At 71.9% G+C, this 15,914-nt stretch carries 13 protein-coding genes and 1 riboswitch; of the genes, 5 read left to right on the top strand and 8 right to left on the bottom strand.

Features of this window, described 5'->3' with window-relative positions:
• Window positions 1–166 precede the first annotated feature (166 nt).
• Entirely contained in the window at window positions 167–430 is a 264-nt protein-coding gene (locus AC0NH5_RS33805) for a DUF3040 domain-containing protein (RefSeq protein WP_474411019.1), read from the bottom strand.
• A 73-nt stretch (window positions 431–503) separates the two neighbouring features.
• Window positions 504–1,685, bottom strand: a complete 1,182-nt coding sequence (locus AC0NH5_RS33800; protein WP_474411018.1) for a M20/M25/M40 family metallo-hydrolase — start codon at window positions 1,683–1,685, stop codon at window positions 504–506.
• A gap of 96 nt (window positions 1,686–1,781) precedes the next feature.
• On the opposite strand from AC0NH5_RS33800, the gene AC0NH5_RS33795 reads away from it, so the two are divergent.
• The 4 genes from AC0NH5_RS33795 (at window position 1,782) to AC0NH5_RS33780 (ending at window position 5,046) form a co-directional block, all read left to right on the top strand.
• On the top strand, window positions 1,782–2,456 hold the full coding sequence (locus AC0NH5_RS33795; RefSeq protein ID WP_474411017.1) for a GNAT family N-acetyltransferase: 675 nt from the start codon (window positions 1,782–1,784) through the stop codon (window positions 2,454–2,456).
• Window positions 2,453–3,067, top strand: a complete 615-nt coding sequence (locus AC0NH5_RS33790; RefSeq protein WP_474411016.1) for a MurR/RpiR family transcriptional regulator — start codon at window positions 2,453–2,455, stop codon at window positions 3,065–3,067. The genes AC0NH5_RS33795 and AC0NH5_RS33790 overlap by 4 nt, the downstream gene beginning before the upstream one ends.
• Complete coding sequence (gene menC / locus AC0NH5_RS33785; protein WP_474411015.1) at window positions 3,064–4,170, top strand: o-succinylbenzoate synthase; 1,107 nt, start codon at window positions 3,064–3,066, stop codon at window positions 4,168–4,170. The genes AC0NH5_RS33790 and menC overlap by 4 nt, the downstream gene beginning before the upstream one ends.
• Window positions 4,171–4,321: 151 nt before the next feature.
• Window positions 4,322–4,499: riboswitch (cyclic di-AMP (ydaO/yuaA leader) on the top strand.
• Window positions 4,498–5,046, top strand: a complete 549-nt coding sequence (locus tag AC0NH5_RS33780; protein WP_474411014.1) for a transglycosylase family protein — start codon at window positions 4,498–4,500, stop codon at window positions 5,044–5,046. Its footprint overlaps the riboswitch before it by 2 nt.
• A 67-nt stretch (window positions 5,047–5,113) precedes the next feature.
• On the opposite strand, the gene AC0NH5_RS33775 is transcribed toward AC0NH5_RS33780, so the two are convergent.
• The 6 genes from AC0NH5_RS33775 to AC0NH5_RS33750 form a co-directional block, all read right to left on the bottom strand.
• Window positions 5,114–5,941 carry an alpha/beta fold hydrolase gene (locus tag AC0NH5_RS33775; RefSeq protein ID WP_474411013.1) on the bottom strand — a complete coding sequence of 276 codons (828 nt, stop codon included), beginning with the start codon at window positions 5,939–5,941 and terminating at the stop codon, window positions 5,114–5,116.
• A 12-nt stretch (window positions 5,942–5,953) separates the two neighbouring features.
• Window positions 5,954–7,318: a transaminase gene (locus AC0NH5_RS33770; protein WP_474411011.1), complete on the bottom strand. Its 1,365-nt coding sequence runs from the start codon at window positions 7,316–7,318 to the stop codon at window positions 5,954–5,956.
• Window positions 7,319–7,341: 23 nt separating this feature from the next.
• The gene (locus tag AC0NH5_RS33765; RefSeq protein WP_474411010.1) at window positions 7,342–11,763 is read right to left on the bottom strand and encodes a beta-propeller fold lactonase family protein; all 4,422 of its coding nucleotides are present in this window, start codon (window positions 11,761–11,763) and stop codon (window positions 7,342–7,344) included.
• Window positions 11,764–12,309: 546 nt separating this feature from the next.
• Window positions 12,310–12,558, bottom strand: coding sequence for a hypothetical protein (locus AC0NH5_RS33760; RefSeq protein ID WP_474411009.1), 249 nt, complete (start codon window positions 12,556–12,558; stop codon window positions 12,310–12,312).
• A 144-nt stretch (window positions 12,559–12,702) separates the two neighbouring features.
• On the bottom strand, window positions 12,703–13,908 hold the full coding sequence (locus AC0NH5_RS33755; RefSeq protein ID WP_474411008.1) for a helix-hairpin-helix domain-containing protein: 1,206 nt from the start codon (window positions 13,906–13,908) through the stop codon (window positions 12,703–12,705).
• A gap of 117 nt (window positions 13,909–14,025) precedes the next feature.
• Window positions 14,026–15,393 (bottom strand): APC family permease, encoded by a 1,368-nt coding sequence (locus AC0NH5_RS33750; RefSeq protein ID WP_474411007.1) that lies wholly within the window; start codon window positions 15,391–15,393, stop codon window positions 14,026–14,028.
• A gap of 89 nt (window positions 15,394–15,482) precedes the next feature.
• Between AC0NH5_RS33750 and AC0NH5_RS33745 the strand changes: the two genes are divergently transcribed.
• Window positions 15,483–15,899: a universal stress protein gene (locus AC0NH5_RS33745; protein ID WP_474411006.1), complete on the top strand. Its 417-nt coding sequence runs from the start codon at window positions 15,483–15,485 to the stop codon at window positions 15,897–15,899.
• The last annotated feature ends 15 nt before the right edge of the window (window positions 15,900–15,914 follow it).

Here is a 15,914-nt window from a genome sequence, read left to right as displayed (position 1 = left end):
TGTGAACTTGCGGTTCGATACGCACCCCAACTTCACACACCGAGCCGTGCGCGGTGAGTGTGTGAACTTGCGGTTCGATACGCACCCCAACTTCACACACCGAGCCGTGCGCGGTGAGTGTGTGAACTTGCGGTTCGGAACGCACCCGAAGTTCCCACGCAGGGGGTCAGTGGGGGCGGGTGCGCCAGCGGCGGACGACCACGACGGCGACCGCGATCGCGAAGACGTCCGCGGCGATCATCAGCCCGAGCCAGCCGAACAGGACGATGACGATCGGGAAGGCGAGGAACAGCAGGACGCAGAGCACCGAGACGGTGGGGAACGCGGGGATCTCCGGCGCCTCACCCATCCGGGCGGCAAAGCCGGGGTCGGCGGACGCGAGGTCGCGTTCGAGGTCGGCGAGGACGCGGCGCTCTCTATCGTCAAGCATCGATAACTCCTCCGAGACCTCAGACTCGCAGGACCACCCGGGCCCGCGGGCCACTCGGCCGGTGGAAAATCCGCTATCTGAAAACCAGCAGGGCTTCGAGAAGATCGGCACGCTGGGCGATGCTCGCCGCGGAGACCCATTCGGTACGCGCATGCGCCCCGCCACCGGCCGGCGCCAGCCCGTCCACCGTGGGCCGGCCGAGCGCCCCGGTGGTGTTGGTGTCGGCCGCCCCGTCCGCGGGCCGCCCGTCGATCTCCTGGCCGATCTCCGCCGCGACCCGCTTGACCCGTGCCAACAGGTCCGGCTCGCCCACCCGTCCCGGCGAGCCGGGCTCACCCGCGCGCCCCGGCGAGCCGAGCTCACCCGCGCGGCGCGATGAGCCGGGCTCATCCGACGGGCCCGGCTCATCCGGTGGGGCCGGTCGCCAGGTGGGCCGGTGGGACAGCAGCTCAGCGGTGATCCGGGCGCGGGTCCGCACCGGCGTCAGCGAGTCCAGCGCCCCGAGGACCGCCCGCTCGTCGGCCGGGTCCAGGAACCGCAGCCCGAGGTCGGCGTGTGCCGCCCCGGCGACCACGTTGGTGCGGCCGCCTCCCGCGACGGTGCCGGTGTTGAGCAGCACCGGCCGGCCGGCGACCACCTCGCGGATCCGGATCAGCTGGTCGACCAGCTCGTCGATGGCGTTCACCCCGGCGTCCGGGTCGAGCGCCGCGTGCGCCTCGATGCCGGTGACCGAGATCCGCGCCCGGGCGCTGCCGCGTCGCCCGGTCTTCAGGTCGCCGCCGGGGTGCGGCGGCTCGAGGCCGAGCACCGCCCGGGCCCGGCGTGCCTCGGAGCGCACCAGCTCGCCGGCGGTCGGCGAGCCGATCTCCTCGTCCGCCACCACGAGGACCCGGATCTCGGGGTGCGGCCGGTCCGCGATCCGGGTGACCGCTTCGAGCAGCGCCACCAGACCGGCTTTCGTGTCATAGACGCCGGGCCCGCGGATCACGTCGCCGTCGACCGTCCAGGGCATCCCGGTCAGCGTCCCGGCCGGCCAGACGGTGTCGTAGTGGCTGAGCAGCAGCACCGGCTCGCCGGCGTCGTCGCGGGCGGGCAGGCTCCAGATCAGATGGTCGCCGGTGGGGTGTGGCTCGCGCGCGGTGGCGAACCCGGCCCGCGCGGCGTCGGCCTCGAGCACCTCGGCGAGCGCGGCCAGGCGGGTGGTGTCCCCGGTCGGCGACTCCAGGAGGGTGTACCGGCGCAGGGAGTCAAGCATATGCGAACGCTAAGTTCCGCCAGATGCGTTGTCAACGAGCGTCGATCGCGCCACGATGGCAGTCTTACGAGCGCTATCTTGGATCGAGGTGCTGTGATGCCGCTGGTGCGTGACCTGGACGGCCTCGCTGAGTGGACGGCCGCCTCCGCCCTCTACCGCTCGGTCTTCGGATATACCGCCCCGGAGTGGGGGCTGAGCCCGCGCCTGCTGGCCGCGCTCGGCGAGAACTCCGGCACGGTGCTCGGCGCCTTCGACGGCGGCGGCGAGCTCATCGGCTTCTGCTACGGCTTCTGCGCGGTCGAGCACGGCGAGGTCTACCACTACAGCCAGGCCGCGGTGGTCGCCCCCGGCGCGCAGGGCACGGGCGTCGGGCGCCTGCTCAAGACGGCCCAGGCCGCGGCGGCGCGCCGCACGGGTGCGGGGTCGATGCGGTGGACCTTCGATCCGTACGCGCTGCGCAACGCCCATTTCAACTTCACTGTGCTCGGGGCGACCGGAATCAAGTTTTTGCCCGACTTCTACGGGGAGGCCGGCACCGACCGGGTGCTCGTCACGTGGGATCTGACGGGCGCGTGCTCAGGTCGTACCACCGCGGTTCAAGAAGTGACCACGACGGCCGGTGCCGGGACCGCCGCGCCGGACCCGGCAGATCGCGCCCGGCTGCGACAGCAGCTGATCGACCGCTTCGCCGCCGGCGGCAGGCTGACCGCCGTGCGACGGTCGCCGGAGGTTGCCGACCGGGTGGTCTACGCGTTCGAGGGAGTCCGATGACGAGCCCGTTCGAGCGGTTCGACCGCAACGTGCAGCGCCGCTCCGCGCGGGTGCTCAAGCAGCGGGTCCTGGAGCAGCAGCGTGCCTCGTTCGACAAGGCGCTGGCCCGGGCGGCCGAGCAGGACGCGATCGAGCGCGCGGCGGCGCTGATCGTGTCGGCGCGGCGGCGGTATCTGCTGGGTTCGGGCAAGTCGCTCGGCTACGCGTCGCTGCTCGCGGCGGATCTCAGCGCCGGGCTGTCCGGGGTGCATCTCGTCGACGGGGTGGCGCTGCGCCCGCTGGACGTGCTCAGCGACATCCGGCAGGGTGACCTGCTGATCGCCGTGTCGATGCAGCGGTACGCGCGGGAGACCGTGGACGTGGCGGCGGCGTACGCACGGCACGGCGGCGCCCTGGTTCTGATCACGGACGCCGAGGACTCGCCGTTGGCCGGCGGGGCCGCGGCGGTGATCGTGACCGGGACCGAGACCGCCTCCTACGCGAGCTCGCCGACATCGGTGGTGCTTGCGCTGCACCTGCTCGCCACCCTCACCATCGCCAGCTCCAAGGGGGCCGGTCGCCGACTGCGTGAGCGTGACGCGCTCGCGGGGGAGTTGGGGCTCTACACATGATCCGCATCGAGCACGTCGAGCTGCGCCGAGTGCGGCTCCCGCTCGTCCATCAGTTCCGGACCAGCTCGCACGCCAAGCGGGAGCTGGAGCACATCCTGGTGGTGCTGCGGGACTCGCAGGGGTCAGCCGGCTGGGGGGAGATCGCCTCGCCGAGCGGGCCGTTCTACTCGGCGGAGACGGTGGAGAGCTGCTGGGCGGTCGCGCGGTCGTTCCTGGCGCCGCTGGTGCTCGGGACGTCCTGGTCGCACCCGGCGGAGCTGGCGGCCGTGCTGGCGAAGGTCCGGGGCAACCAGTTCGCACGGGCCGGGTTCGACATGGCGGCCTGGGCGCTGTGGTCGGCGCGCGAGGGGGTGCCGCTGGCCCGGGCGCTCGGGGGCACCCGCACCCGGGTGGCGGCGGGCGTGTCCCTGGGCATCGAGCCGACCATCGATGATCTGCTCGCCCAGGTCGCTGCGCGCGTGGCGGAGGGCTATCGGCGCGTCAAGCTGAAGATCGCCCCGGGTTGGGACGTGGAACCGGTCCGCGCGGTCCGATCCGCTTTTCCGTCCGTGCCTGTGCACGTCGATGCGAATGGAGCCTATCGCGCTTCTGATTTCGCCGTCTTTCGTGAATTGGACCACTGCGGACTGCTGATGATCGAGCAGCCTTTCGCGCCGCGTGACTTTGTGACGCATGCCGCATTGCAGAAAACGGTGGACACGCCGATCTGCCTGGACGAGTCCCTCGAAGAGGTGGACGACGTGGTCACCGCGCTGCGGCTCGCAGCCGGCCGGATCCTGAATCTGAAGGTCTCCCGGATGGGTGGGCTCACCGCGGCGGTCCGCGCTCATGACCTCGCCCACTCGGAGGGTGTCCCGGTGTGGTGCGGCGGGATGCACGAGTTCGGCATCGGCCGGGCCGCGAACGTCGCCCTCAGTGCCCTGCCCGGCTTCACTCTTCCGTCCGACGTGTCCGGTTCTGATAAGTATTACGCCCGTGATGTCACCACGCGGCCGATTGTCTGTGTGGATGGTTTCGTCGACGTTCCGGCGGAGGCGGGGCTCGGCCGGGAGGCGGATCTGGAGTTCCTCTCGGCGCATACCGTCGATCACCTGAAGCTGTGAATCCGGCTTCTCGGGAATAAGCCGTTTTGCCCGGTGCTAACAAGATCAAAGCGGGCAAATATTGAGAAGGAAGTCACTATCCCGGGTGTAAAACTTGGCTTTCGGCGGCCCGACGTGGTTACCGTCGTGCCGTCCCGCAATGGCGGGCACCGTGGACGGACCGCCGAATCCCGCCGCCGGCCACGGACACGAAACTCAGGCGGGAGCGGGGGACCCAAGTTTTTCGGCGCGTGAATTGTCCGCGTCTCGGGGTGAAGCCGTATTTTTCCACGGCCGGGCCACTCTGCCCGAACCCGACAGCTCACCTCGTAGGCGTGGAGGAAATCCATGTCTCGTATCGGTAGACGAACGCGCCTTGCCCTCGGTCTGGCGACCGTGGCCGTGACCGGAGCGGGCGTCCTGCTCGGCCCGGCACCGGCCTCCGCGGCCCGCCAGGTCAACTGGGACGTTGTCGCCAAGTGTGAGTCCGGCGGCAGGTGGCACATCAACACCGGCAACGGGTATTACGGCGGCCTGCAGTTCAGCCGCAGCACCTGGCTGGCCAACGGTGGCGGCAAGTACGCCCCGACCGCCAACCGGGCCACCAAGGCCGAGCAGATCAAGGTCGCGAACAAGCTCTACAAGAAGCGGGGCCTCAAGCCCTGGCCGACGTGCGGCAAGAAGTCCGGCGTCTACAAGGCCACGAAGGCCGCGAAGAAGAAGGCCGTGGTCAAGCCCAGCGGCAAGGTCTACGTGGTCCGCTCGGGTGACACGCTCGCCTCGATCGCCAAGAAGTACAAGGTCAAGGGCGGTTGGCGGACGCTGTACCGGCTGAACACCGACCGGCTCGACAGCCCGAGCCTGATCTTCAAGGGTCAGCGCCTGCGCCTGGCCTGACCGTTCCCGCCCAGATCAGTGTGTGAAGTTCGGGCTCGAATCGAGCCCGAACTTCACACACCTGACGTCAAGCGCGGGCCAGCCACTCCAGGGCCGGGACCGCCTCGGTAGCCAGCACCGAGATGTGGCCGGCGCCGGCGACGATCCGCAACTCCGCCCCGGGGATGCGGTCGGCCAGCCAGCTGCTGTGCGAGCTCGGCACCACCGCGTCGGCGCCGCCGTGCACCAGCCGGACCGGCGCGGTGATCGTGGCCGGGTCGAAGCCCCACGGTCCGGCGTTCGCGAGGTCGTCGTCGATCAGCGGGGCCGGGCCGCCCGCCGTCGCGGGCTCCACCACGCTGCCGAACCAGCCCCAGTCGCCCTCCAGGGCCGTCCAGTCGTCCGGGGTGAAATCGGGTTCGCCGTCGCCCCCCGCCGCGTGGGCCTCCTTGGCCGCGCGCCCGGCGGCGGCCGCGCCCAGCGACGCCAGACCGGCGGGGCCCATGCCGGCGAACCAGTCGAGGCCGGTCGCGCCGAACGGGGCCAGACCGGAGATGCTGACCGCCGCAGTGACCCGGCCGGGCAGCAGCGCCGCGCAGGCGAGGGCGTGCGGGCCGCCGCTGGAATGGCCGAGCACGGCGAACTGCCGCACGCCGAGCCGGTCGGCGACGGCGGCCGCCAACCCGGCGGCGGAGGCCATGTCGCGGCCGGGCGCAGCCGTGGAGCCGCCGTAACCGGGCCTGTCGTACGAGATGAACCGCACCCCGAGCCGCCGCGCCGCCTCGAACAGCGGGCGCGGCGGGACACCGACGTTGGGTGTGCCGTGATGCCACATGACCACCCGGTCGCCGTCGCCCCACCCGTACGCGTGCAGGATCCGCCCGTCCGCGGTGCTGACGTCAGTCTCGGTGATCACCCGGAGACCGTCTCACGTCAGCTCGCGCAGCGCCGCCCCGAAGACCTCGTGGTGCCGGGCCACGTCGGCAGCCGAGGTGTCCGGGCACATCAGCGCCATGTTGTGGAACGGGGTGAGCAGAACGCCCCGGTTGGCCAGGTAGACGTGCAGGAAATCCTCCAGCTCGGGGTCCGCGATCGCCGCCGACTCGGTGCCGGTGCGCGGGGCGGGACTGGTGAACCGGTATTCGACGCGGGCGCCGAGACGGCTCACGGACCACGGTAGGTCGTACCCCGCAATGATCTTCTCCAGACCGTCGGCGAAGGCCGATGCCGTCTCGATCATCGTGGCGAACGCGGCGTCGGTGAGCACGTCCTGCAAGGTGGCCCGCGTCGCGGCCATCGACACCGGATTGCCGGCCAGCGTGCCGCCGACCCCGCCCATGTCCACCAGGTCGAGATCGCCGCGCCCGCTGAGCGCGTCCGCGAGCTGGGCGCTCAGGCCGTACGCCCCGACGGGCACGCCGCCACCGATCGCCTTGCCGATCGTCACCACGTCCGGATCCAGGCCCCAGAACGCGGTGGCGCCGCCCGGGCCCGCCGAGAACGTGTGCGTCTCGTCGTTGATCAGGTACGTCCCGTACCGCCGGGTCAGCTCCCGCACCCCGGCCAGATATCCGTCCTCCGGCAGCACGATGCCGATGTTGGTCAGCGCCGGCTCCATCAGCACCGCCGCCACGTCACCGTGCGCCAGCTCCCGCTCCAGCATCGCCAGATCGTTGAACTCGGCGACCCGGCTGGTCACGGTCACGTCGACCGGGGCACCGACGTTGCCCTCGCGACTCTGCCCGAGCCCGTCCGGGCCGACGACGATCAGCGACTCGTCCACCGAACCGTGATAGCAGTAACTGTTCACCAGGATCTTCGGCCGGCCGGTGACCGCGCGCAGCAGCCGGATCGCCCACCGGTTCGCGTCCGTCGCGGTCAGCGCGAAACTCCACGACGGCAACCCGAACCGGCGGGCCAGCTCGGCGCCGGCGATCGCGGCGTCCTCGGTCGGCAGCATCGTGCTCAGACCGCCCAGCTCACCGAGGCGGCGGGTCACCGCGGCCACCACCGGCGCGGGGGAATGGCCGGCCATCGCGCCGGTGTCGCCCAGGCAGAAGTCCACGTACTCGTGGCCGTCGACGTCGGTGATCCGGTTGCCGCGGGCCCGGTCCAGATAGATCGGGAAGCCGGCCGCGGTCTTGTTCATCCACGTCATCGGTACCCGGCCGAACAGGTGGCCGGCCGCTTCGTAATGCGCCTTCGACCGCGGCCGCTCCTGGGCGAAGGTGGCCCGCTCCCGCGCGGCGAGCTTCTGCAGACGGGCGCGATCGACGCCGGAATCCGTTGCCATGGCGAGACGTTAGCAGGGAATTCTTACTCCGCGGTTGCTCGAAGAACGGTAACCGAACGGCCGCGACCATCAGTGACGTAAAGCCGCTTACCGTCCGGTGAGAGCGCGACGACCCGGGGACTGTCGCCGACACGGACCGTCGAGACCACCTTGCCGGCCCGTAGATCGATCACCGAGACGGTGTCCGAGCCCTCGTTCACCACGTACGCGTGCCGACCGTCCGTCGACGTGATCACCGCCTGCGGCTCACGGCCGACCGGGATCCGCTGCAACCGCCGCATGTCCGCGGTGTTGAAGACCTCCACCGTGTCGATGTCGTAGTTCGTGACGATCAGCGTCTTCCCGTCCGGGGTGACGGCGATGCTGTGCGGCGAACGCCCCACCTTGATGTTGCGGGTGACGACGCGGTCCGCGGTGTTGACGACCGAGACCTGACTGGACTCGTGGTTGGCGGTGTAGGCCACCTTCCCGTCCGGCGAGAACGTCACCCAGTGCGGGTTCGGCGGCACCGACATCCGGGCCGCCTCGGTCAGCGTCGCATCGTCGTAGATCTCCACCCGGGCGCCGTTGTGGATCGGCACCCAGATCTGCCCGTCCGGGGCCACCGCCGGCTCGAACGGCCGCGGACCGGTGCGGATCGTCTTCACCACCGACCGGTTCCGGGTGTCGATCACGGCGAGGCCGTTGCCGGTGAAGTTGCTCTCGAACATCGACACGTAGAGGCGGCCGCCGTCCGGGGAGACGGCCAGGAAACGGGGCGTGTTGGCGACCTTCACGACGGAGACGGCCTTAGACCGCAGGTCGACGAAGTGCACGTCCTTCGAGTTCTGGTCGGCGATGTAGGCGGTGCGGTTGTCGGGGGAGACGGCGACGCCCTCCGGCTCGCGGCCCAGCTTGATCGTGTCGACGACGGCGGGCCTGGCGATCGACGCGACCGCGGCGGCGGTGGTCGCGGCCGGAGGCGGCGGGTTGTCCGCCGCGGGCGGGACTGTGGCGGGGACGGACTGCTGCGGGGCGGCGTCGGGCGTGGGGGTGTCGTCGTCGCCGCCGAGGGCCAGGCGGGCGCCGATGTAGGTGCCGCCCGCCAGCAGCAGGACGACCAGCAGAATCGCGGCGATGCGGCCGGTGCGGCGGCGGCTGGGCGGGCCGGGATCGGGGTACGCCCCGGCTGCGTGCGGGGCCTCGCCCGGCGGGGTGCGGGGCCAGTCTGTGCTGCCGGGTTGCGACTGGGGCCAGTCGGCGTTGCCGGGCGTGGTCCGCGGCCAGTCGGCGTTGCCTGGCCTCGCCTGTTGCCACTCTGGGCTGCCGGGTGTCGTCGTCTGCGGCCACTCTGGGCTGCCGGGTGTCGTCTGCGGCCACTCTGGGCTGCCGGGTGTCGTCTGCGGCCACTCTGTGCCGCCGGGCTTCGTCTGGGGCCAGTCGGTGGCGGCGGGCCAGGCGGCGGCAGCGGGGGCGGTGGCGGCCGGCCAAGCCGGCTGCTGCGGTGAGGTGGGTTCGGCGGCCGGCGGCGTGGCCTGCCAGGGATCGACCGGGCCGCCGGACGTGGGCCACGGGTTGGTCTGCCCACCGGCGGCGGGCCACGAATTGGTCGGAGCGCCCGAAACCGGCCACGGGGTGGGCTGCGCGCCGGATGTGGGCCGGGCTTCGGTCTGCTCGCCCGGGGTGGGCGGGGCTTCCGGTTGCTCCCCCGCGGTGCGGGAGGACCACGGGTCGGCGGGGGCACCGGAGGTCGGCGCCGGGCCGGACCGGGCGCCGGAGGTCGGGATGGCGCTCTGCCAGGGCGTGTCCGCGGGCGGGCGGCCCGCGCTGGGCCCGGTGCCGGACAGGGCACCACTGGTCCACGGGTCGGCCGGCGTGGCGGAGCCCGGCCACGGGCTGCCCGACGTCGGCGCCGGACCGGCCGCGGGGGAGTGCGCCGGACCAGCCTCGGGGGAGTGCGCCGGACCGGCACCCGGGAAGTGCGCCGGACCGGCCTCCGGAACCGCCGGGATGCTCGCGGCCGGCGGAGCCGCCGGCTCTTCCGGTGCCGGCGAGCTCTCCTCCACCGGTGGTGTCCGCTGCGCGGGAGGCACGGCAGGCCAGGAGCCGATCGGACGACCCGGCGCCGACGGCACGCCGGAGACCGGCGGGACGCCGAAGGCCGGTGGAACGCCGAAGACCGGTGGAACGCCGGGAGTCGGGGGCGTGCCGGGATTCCCCGGCGCACTGCCGGAGACCGGCGTAGCACTGCCACCGGACGTCGGCCCGGGGCCCGCCGGGGGAGAACCCATTCCGGCGGGCGGGACGTCGGCGTCCGATCCCGACGGCAGGCGGTGCCGCGAATCCGGTCCGTGCTCCACGCGGTCGGGCGTCGTACTCCACGGGTTTCCGGAAGCACCGGCAGCCGGCGGCCAGCCCGGTGCCGCCGCTGTCCCGGCAGCCAGACCTCCGGCTGCGCCGGCCGCGGCGGCAGTCGACGGCCAAGGGCCGGCGGGTTCCGGCGTCTCACCGGGCCACAGGTCCGAGGACTCGGCCGGCTGATCCTCGACCGGTTGGCGCTGCCCCGGAACCGCGGGCCTGCCCGAAGCGACCGACTCCTGCACTGCGGACGCGTAACTTCCCGCATGCTCGTCGACCGCTTCAGGCGGTGTTTCACTGTCTCCAGGAGCCACCGGCGAAAGCGCGGTGGACGGCATGTTCGGCCCGGCCTCCACCGGGTGGGCCTCCGCAGGGCGGGCCTCCGTCGGGCCGGGGTCCGTCGGGCCGGGTTCCGTATTCGCCGGTCCCGGAGACTTGCTCACCCACCCGAAGCCGCCCGGAGTCGCGCCGGGCCACCCACCGGCAGTCGGCCAGGCCGTCTGCGGAGCACCGGCAGGCGGAGCCGGTGGCGATTCGGCGCCGCCCCGCGAGGCCGCCGTTCCAGGCGCTTGCGCGCCGGAGTCCCCGGTGGCCTCGTCCGGCCCGGGCTCGGGTGGCGGCTGCGAAGACATGTTGGCTCCAATGCCGGGTGCCGGCTGCGGGGAAACGTCGGGTGCCGGCTGCGGGGAAACGTCGGGTGCCGGCTGCGGGGAAACGTCGAGGACCGGCTGCAAAGGGACGTGGGGTGCCGGCTGCGAAGGACCACCGACCGCCGTCGGCGCCCCCACCGGAAGCGGCCCGGGCCACGGCCGCAACGGCGGCGGGTCCACCACCTCAGCGGCGGGTATCACCGGCGGAGCCCCCGGCGGGAACGGCCCACGCCGCTCCACCAGGCTCTCGGCATCCGCAACGCCGGGCGGCACAGGCCCGGGCACAGCGACCCCACCCGCGATCGCCGCAGGTGCCGCCCCGTTCATCCCCGGCGTAGGCCGCCACCCGCCGGTAGCCACATCGAAATCGTCCGAGACTTCGCCGCTGACCTGGAGTTTCGCTGTCCCGGCCGGACCGTCCAGGGTGATCGTCCCCTGCAACCGCCCCACCGTCGGGAACCACGAGATCCGCAACACCCCACCCTCCAGGCGGGCGTGCAGGCCGTCGGCGTCGCTGCTCACCGCGGACGCCGCCCCCAGCGGTGGCCCCTGCACCGGCACCTCCGCGGCCAGCTGCCGGGTGCCCGGCGCGACCAGGCCGAAGTCCAGCCCCGGCTCGGCGATGCGGATCGAGGTGCGGCGCAGCGCGGCCGCTGCCGCCGCGGCCACCCGGCCCTCGCCGGTGGTCATCCGGCGCAGCGTCGCGCGTGCCTCGACGGCGCGGGAAAGATCATCGCCGGCTGCTGCCGCGGCGAGCTGGGCGATCAGCGCCATCTGGTCGCTTCCCTGGCGTTTGACCCTCGAGAGGTACGCCTGACGACCGGATCCGAACACCCACTGCCGCACGCTCGGGTCGCGTTCCCGCAGGTGGTCGTGGAGTTCGCCGATGCCGATGAACCCGTCCCGGTCCCGGTCGGCCGCGCCGCTGCGCACGCCGTCGGCGACGAGCCCCGCGAAGGTGGGCGGTTCGGGGCGTGCCGTCGCGGCGATCACCACGCGGCTCTGCCACTCCGCCGACCGTGCCGCCCGGAAGTGGTGGCCCGCGTCGACCGGCCCGCCGGTGCGCCCGTCCAGCATCACCACGGCCTGCCCGGCCCGGCTGTGCTGCAACTGGGCGGCGAGCTGCGCGACGTCGAGCCCGGTGTCGGCGGGGCGGGCCATCGCGGTGTCCGAGGCGGCCAGATAGAGGCCGCCGCCCGGCCCGGTGAGCATGACGCCGCGGAAGTAGATCAAGAGGCAGTCGTCCTGGTCGCGACCGTCGAAGAGCGCCTGGATGTGCTCCTGCGCCTCCTGGAACCCGGGGTCGCGCAGGAACGCCACCTCGAATCCGCCGAGCCCGGCGTCGCCGAGCACCTCGGCGAACCCGGGCACGTCGGCGGACGGCACCGCGAATCTGCTCAGCACAGGATCCTCGTGGCGCTCGACCGTCACCACCACTGCCAGCCGTCGGCTGCTCAATCGCATCACCCTGCACCCATGGTGCGATGTGCGGGCCCGGCGCGAAACCCCGAAACGACTACGAAAAGCCACCCGGTGGCGACACAGCGTTGTTGATCTCTCTCTTCGCCGGTACGGATATGGCGATCTACCAGGGATGATGTTGGAGAGGGCGTACGTTGATCAATTTCAATATCTTGAATGTGCCGAATTGGCGAAGAACCGTGTCAAGTGGTGGGCCGTCCCCGGTCCGGGGAGTAACCGTGACGTCAATCCGTCAGCCCCGCCCCTTGACCACCCTCCAGCGCGGTGACTCGAGGCCCACAGGCTTCAGCCACGGCTGTGTGTGACCTTCGGGTGCGTACCGCACCCGAAGGTCACACGCTCGCCCCCGCGCGCGGCTGTGTTGGGAATTGGGGCGCGGAGCGCACCCGAACTTCACACGAAGGCTCCCGCGCGCGGTTGTGTGGGGAGTTGCGGTGCGCACTCCAACGTCACACGAAGGCTCCCGCGCGCGGTTGTGTGGGGAGTTGCGGTGCGCACCCGAACTTCACACACTCGGGCGGGTCAGACCAGGAGGTCGAAGGTGTGGTTGCCGGCCTTCAGCTGGGCGATGTCGGCAGCCCGCCGCGCCTCGATGCGGGCGACCTCGTGGGCCGCGTTCACCACGGCGGCCCGGTCGGCGATGAGCACCGACTCGCAGGCGGTGACCGGGCTGAGGTCCGCGGCCAGCTTCTGCTGGGCGCCGGCGAGCCGGCTCCAGGCGGCGTAACTGCTCCAGGTCGAGGCGGTCGCGGCACTGACGGTCATCGACATGGGTTGCTCCTAGATGGCAACTGACGGGTGGGACAGCCGCAACCATCGGCCGGGGCGCACCCGACCTGCAACTTCTCGTAGTGAGCTGAGCAACATGCCGCGGCCGGTCCGGTTCCCCCGTGCACCGGACCGGTGGCGGGACGGTCAGCTCTTGACGCCGACCAGCGCGCGCGCCCTGTCCGGCCAGGTCGCCAGGCTCGCGGAGCCGCGCATGCCGGCCGCCGTGATCGCCAGCTTCAGGCTCGCGACGTCGGCGTCGGCCAACTTCGCGTAGGTGGTGATGCCGGCCGCGGCGAGCGCCATGGCCATCTTCGGCCCGATGCCGGGGATCTTGGTCAGGTCGTCCGGCTCCTGGGAGCCGGGCAGCGGCTCGGCGATCACCGGGTCGAACGCCGGCACGGCGACCGGCTCAGCCACAGCGGTCGGCTCAGCCGCGACGGGCTCGACTGCGGCGGGCTCAGAAGCGACAGGCTCGACTGCGGCGGGCTCAAGAGCGACGGGCTCGATGGTGACCGGCTCGGTGGTCGCCTCGGCGGCGGGACCGGCGGCCGCGACCGGCGCCGACTCGGATGTGGCTTCGGCGTCGGGCCCAGCGGTAGCCGCGACCGGCTCCGACTCGGAGGTCGACTCGGCTGCCGGTCCGGCGGCGGCCGCGACGGTCTCCGGCTCGGCGGCGAAAGACCTGCTGCCGGCGGGGGTGGCGCCGTTGGTGGACGTCTCGATCGGCACCGTCTCGGCGGCCGGCTCGGGCGTGGCGGCAGCGACCGGGTCCACGGCCGGCAGCACCTCGGTCCGGTCCTCGCCGGTCGCCAGTCCGGCGGCCGGCGCCGTGCCGGCACCCGAAATGACCTCGGTCTCGGCAGTGGAGGAGCCGGCACCCGGAATGACCTCGGTCTCGGCGGTGGAGGAGCCGGTGGGGAGGACCTCGGTCTCAGTGGTGGAAGAGCCGGTGGGGAGGACCTCGGTCTCGGCGGTGGAGGAGCCGGTGGCGAGGACCTCGGTCTCGGCGGTGGAGGAACCCGCGGGAAGGACCTCGGTCTCAGCCGTGGACGACCCGGCGGGGAAAGCCGTGGCCGATTCGGTGGCGGAAGCTGTGGCGGATCCGGCCGGGATGACCTCGGTCTCAGCCCCCGACGTGCTCACGCCGGCAGGAGCGGCAGCGGCTCCCGCGGTGGCGGCCGACGACGATGCGGCCTGGGGCTTCGACGACTCGGCCGGGGCCGGCGACGAGTCGGCCGGGCGCGACGCTTCGGCCTGGGGCCGCGGGCTGGCGTGACGCCATCCCCAGAGCAGCCAACCGGCGATCACGCCGATCACCAGCCCGGCAACAAAGTAGAGGAATGATGCCATATCGGGCCTCCGGACAGGAGATGAGGGTGCAGATGGTAGCGGGCAGCTTTCCACATCGCCGTGAGCAGCCACGACGAGGGTGGCCACCGGCCACGATCCGACCAGAAAACGCTGCGATCAGCGGCGGGACATCGCGTCCGGCGCGAACCGGTGCGCGGCGTACGTGATCGCCCACAGCACGATGCCGATCAGCAGCAGCACCCCGGCCACCCGGTAGTCCGCCGTGGCCCGTCCGGAGAGCGGGCTGGCGAGGAAGGCGCAGGCCACCGCTCCGAGGACCGGGATGACCGTCGGCGCCTTGAAGTGCTGGTGTTCGACGGGGTCCCGCCGCAGCACCAGGACGGCCACGTTGACCACGGTGAAGACGCAGAGCAGCAGCAGCGCCGTGGTCCCGCCGAGGGCGGCCAGGTCGGCGAACCAGATCAGGCCGAAGGCGATGGCGGTGGTGAACAGGATGCCGACCCAGGGCGTCCGCCGGGTGCGGTGCACCCGGCCGAGGATCCGGGGGAGCACCCGCTCGTTGGCCATGCCGTAGAGCAGGCGGGAGGCCATCATCATGTTGATCAGCGCGCTGTTGGCGACCGCGAACATCGTGATGAAGGCGAAGATCCAGAGCGGGAACCCGGGCGCGCCGGCCGAGATCACCTTGAGCAGCGGGGTGTCGCCCTCGCCGAGGTCGGTGGGCGACACCAGGGCGACCGCCGAGATCGCCACCAGCACGTAGATCACGCCGGTGATGAGAAGGCCGGTCAGCATCACCTTGGGGAAGATGCGCACCGGGTCGCGGGTCTCCTCGGCCATGTTCACCGAGTCCTCGAAGCCGACCATCGCGAAGAAGGCGAGCGCGGTGCCGGCGGTCACCGACAGGACGACGCTGTCGCCCTCGGGCGTGTTGAACTGGGTGAGCCGGGACAGGTCGCCCTCGCCGCCGCCGAGCGCCCAGGCGCCGACGCAGATGACGATCAGCAGACCGGTCAGCTCCACGCAGGTGAGCACCACGTTGGCCTTGACGCTCTCGCCGACGCCGCGGAAGTTGATCAGCGCGACCAGGGTGATGAAGGCGAGCGCGATCGCGGTGAGCGCGAAGCCGTCGCCGATGGAGAGGTCGAACGCCTCGCCGAAGTTCCCGGCGAACGCCTTGGACGCGCTGGACGCCGAGGTGAGCCCCGAGCACATCACCGTGAACGTCACCATGAACGTCAGGAAGTGCACGCCGAACGCCTTGTGCGTGTAGAGCGCCGCACCGGCCGCCCGCGGATATTTGGTGACCAGCTCCAGATAGCTGAACGCGGTCAGCAGCGCCACCACGAACGCCAGCAGGAACGGCAGCCAGACCGCGCCGCCGACCTCGTTGGCGACCTTGCCGGTGAGCGCGTACACCCCGGTGCCGAGGATGTCGCCGACCACGAAGAGCAGGAGGAGCCCGGGGCCGATGACCCGGTTCAACGCAGGCTGTTCCGAATCGGTCCTGATCGCCTCAGCCATGACTCGCCCCCCGTGGAGACCTGCGGAACAGTGACGTTACCCGTACCTTGAGTGGCGGGAAACATCGAAGAGCGTCCGGGGAGGCATTCATGCGCATCTTGCTCGCCGCCAATCCCGAGGCGGATCAACCGTGGGTCACCGACGCGGCGGCCGATCTGGTGCGGCAGACCGGCGGATCGGTCACGGTCGTGGCGGTCGACGAGCTGGAGACGGAGCATCTCGCGCCGCTGCCGCGCAGCGTCTATCTGGAGCGTGCGGAGCAGGCGGCGGACGCCGCGGTGCAACGACTGGCGGGGGCGGGCATCGAGGCCACGCGCACGGTGCTGCCGGGCCGGCCGGTCGAGCAGATCATCCGGTACGCGGAAGAGCTCCGCGCCGATCTCATCGTGGTCGGTTCGAGCGTCCGCCCGGTGGTGGCGCAGCGCCTGCTGGGCAGCGTGCCGCTCATCCTGATCGAGAAGGCCGGACGGCCGGTGCTGGTGGTCACCCGCCCCGTGAACAGGTGACCACCAGACTCGGGT

The organism is Actinoplanes sp. 13, from assembly GCF_056134165.1.
This window is presented reverse-complemented; position numbering and strand designations above follow the sequence as displayed.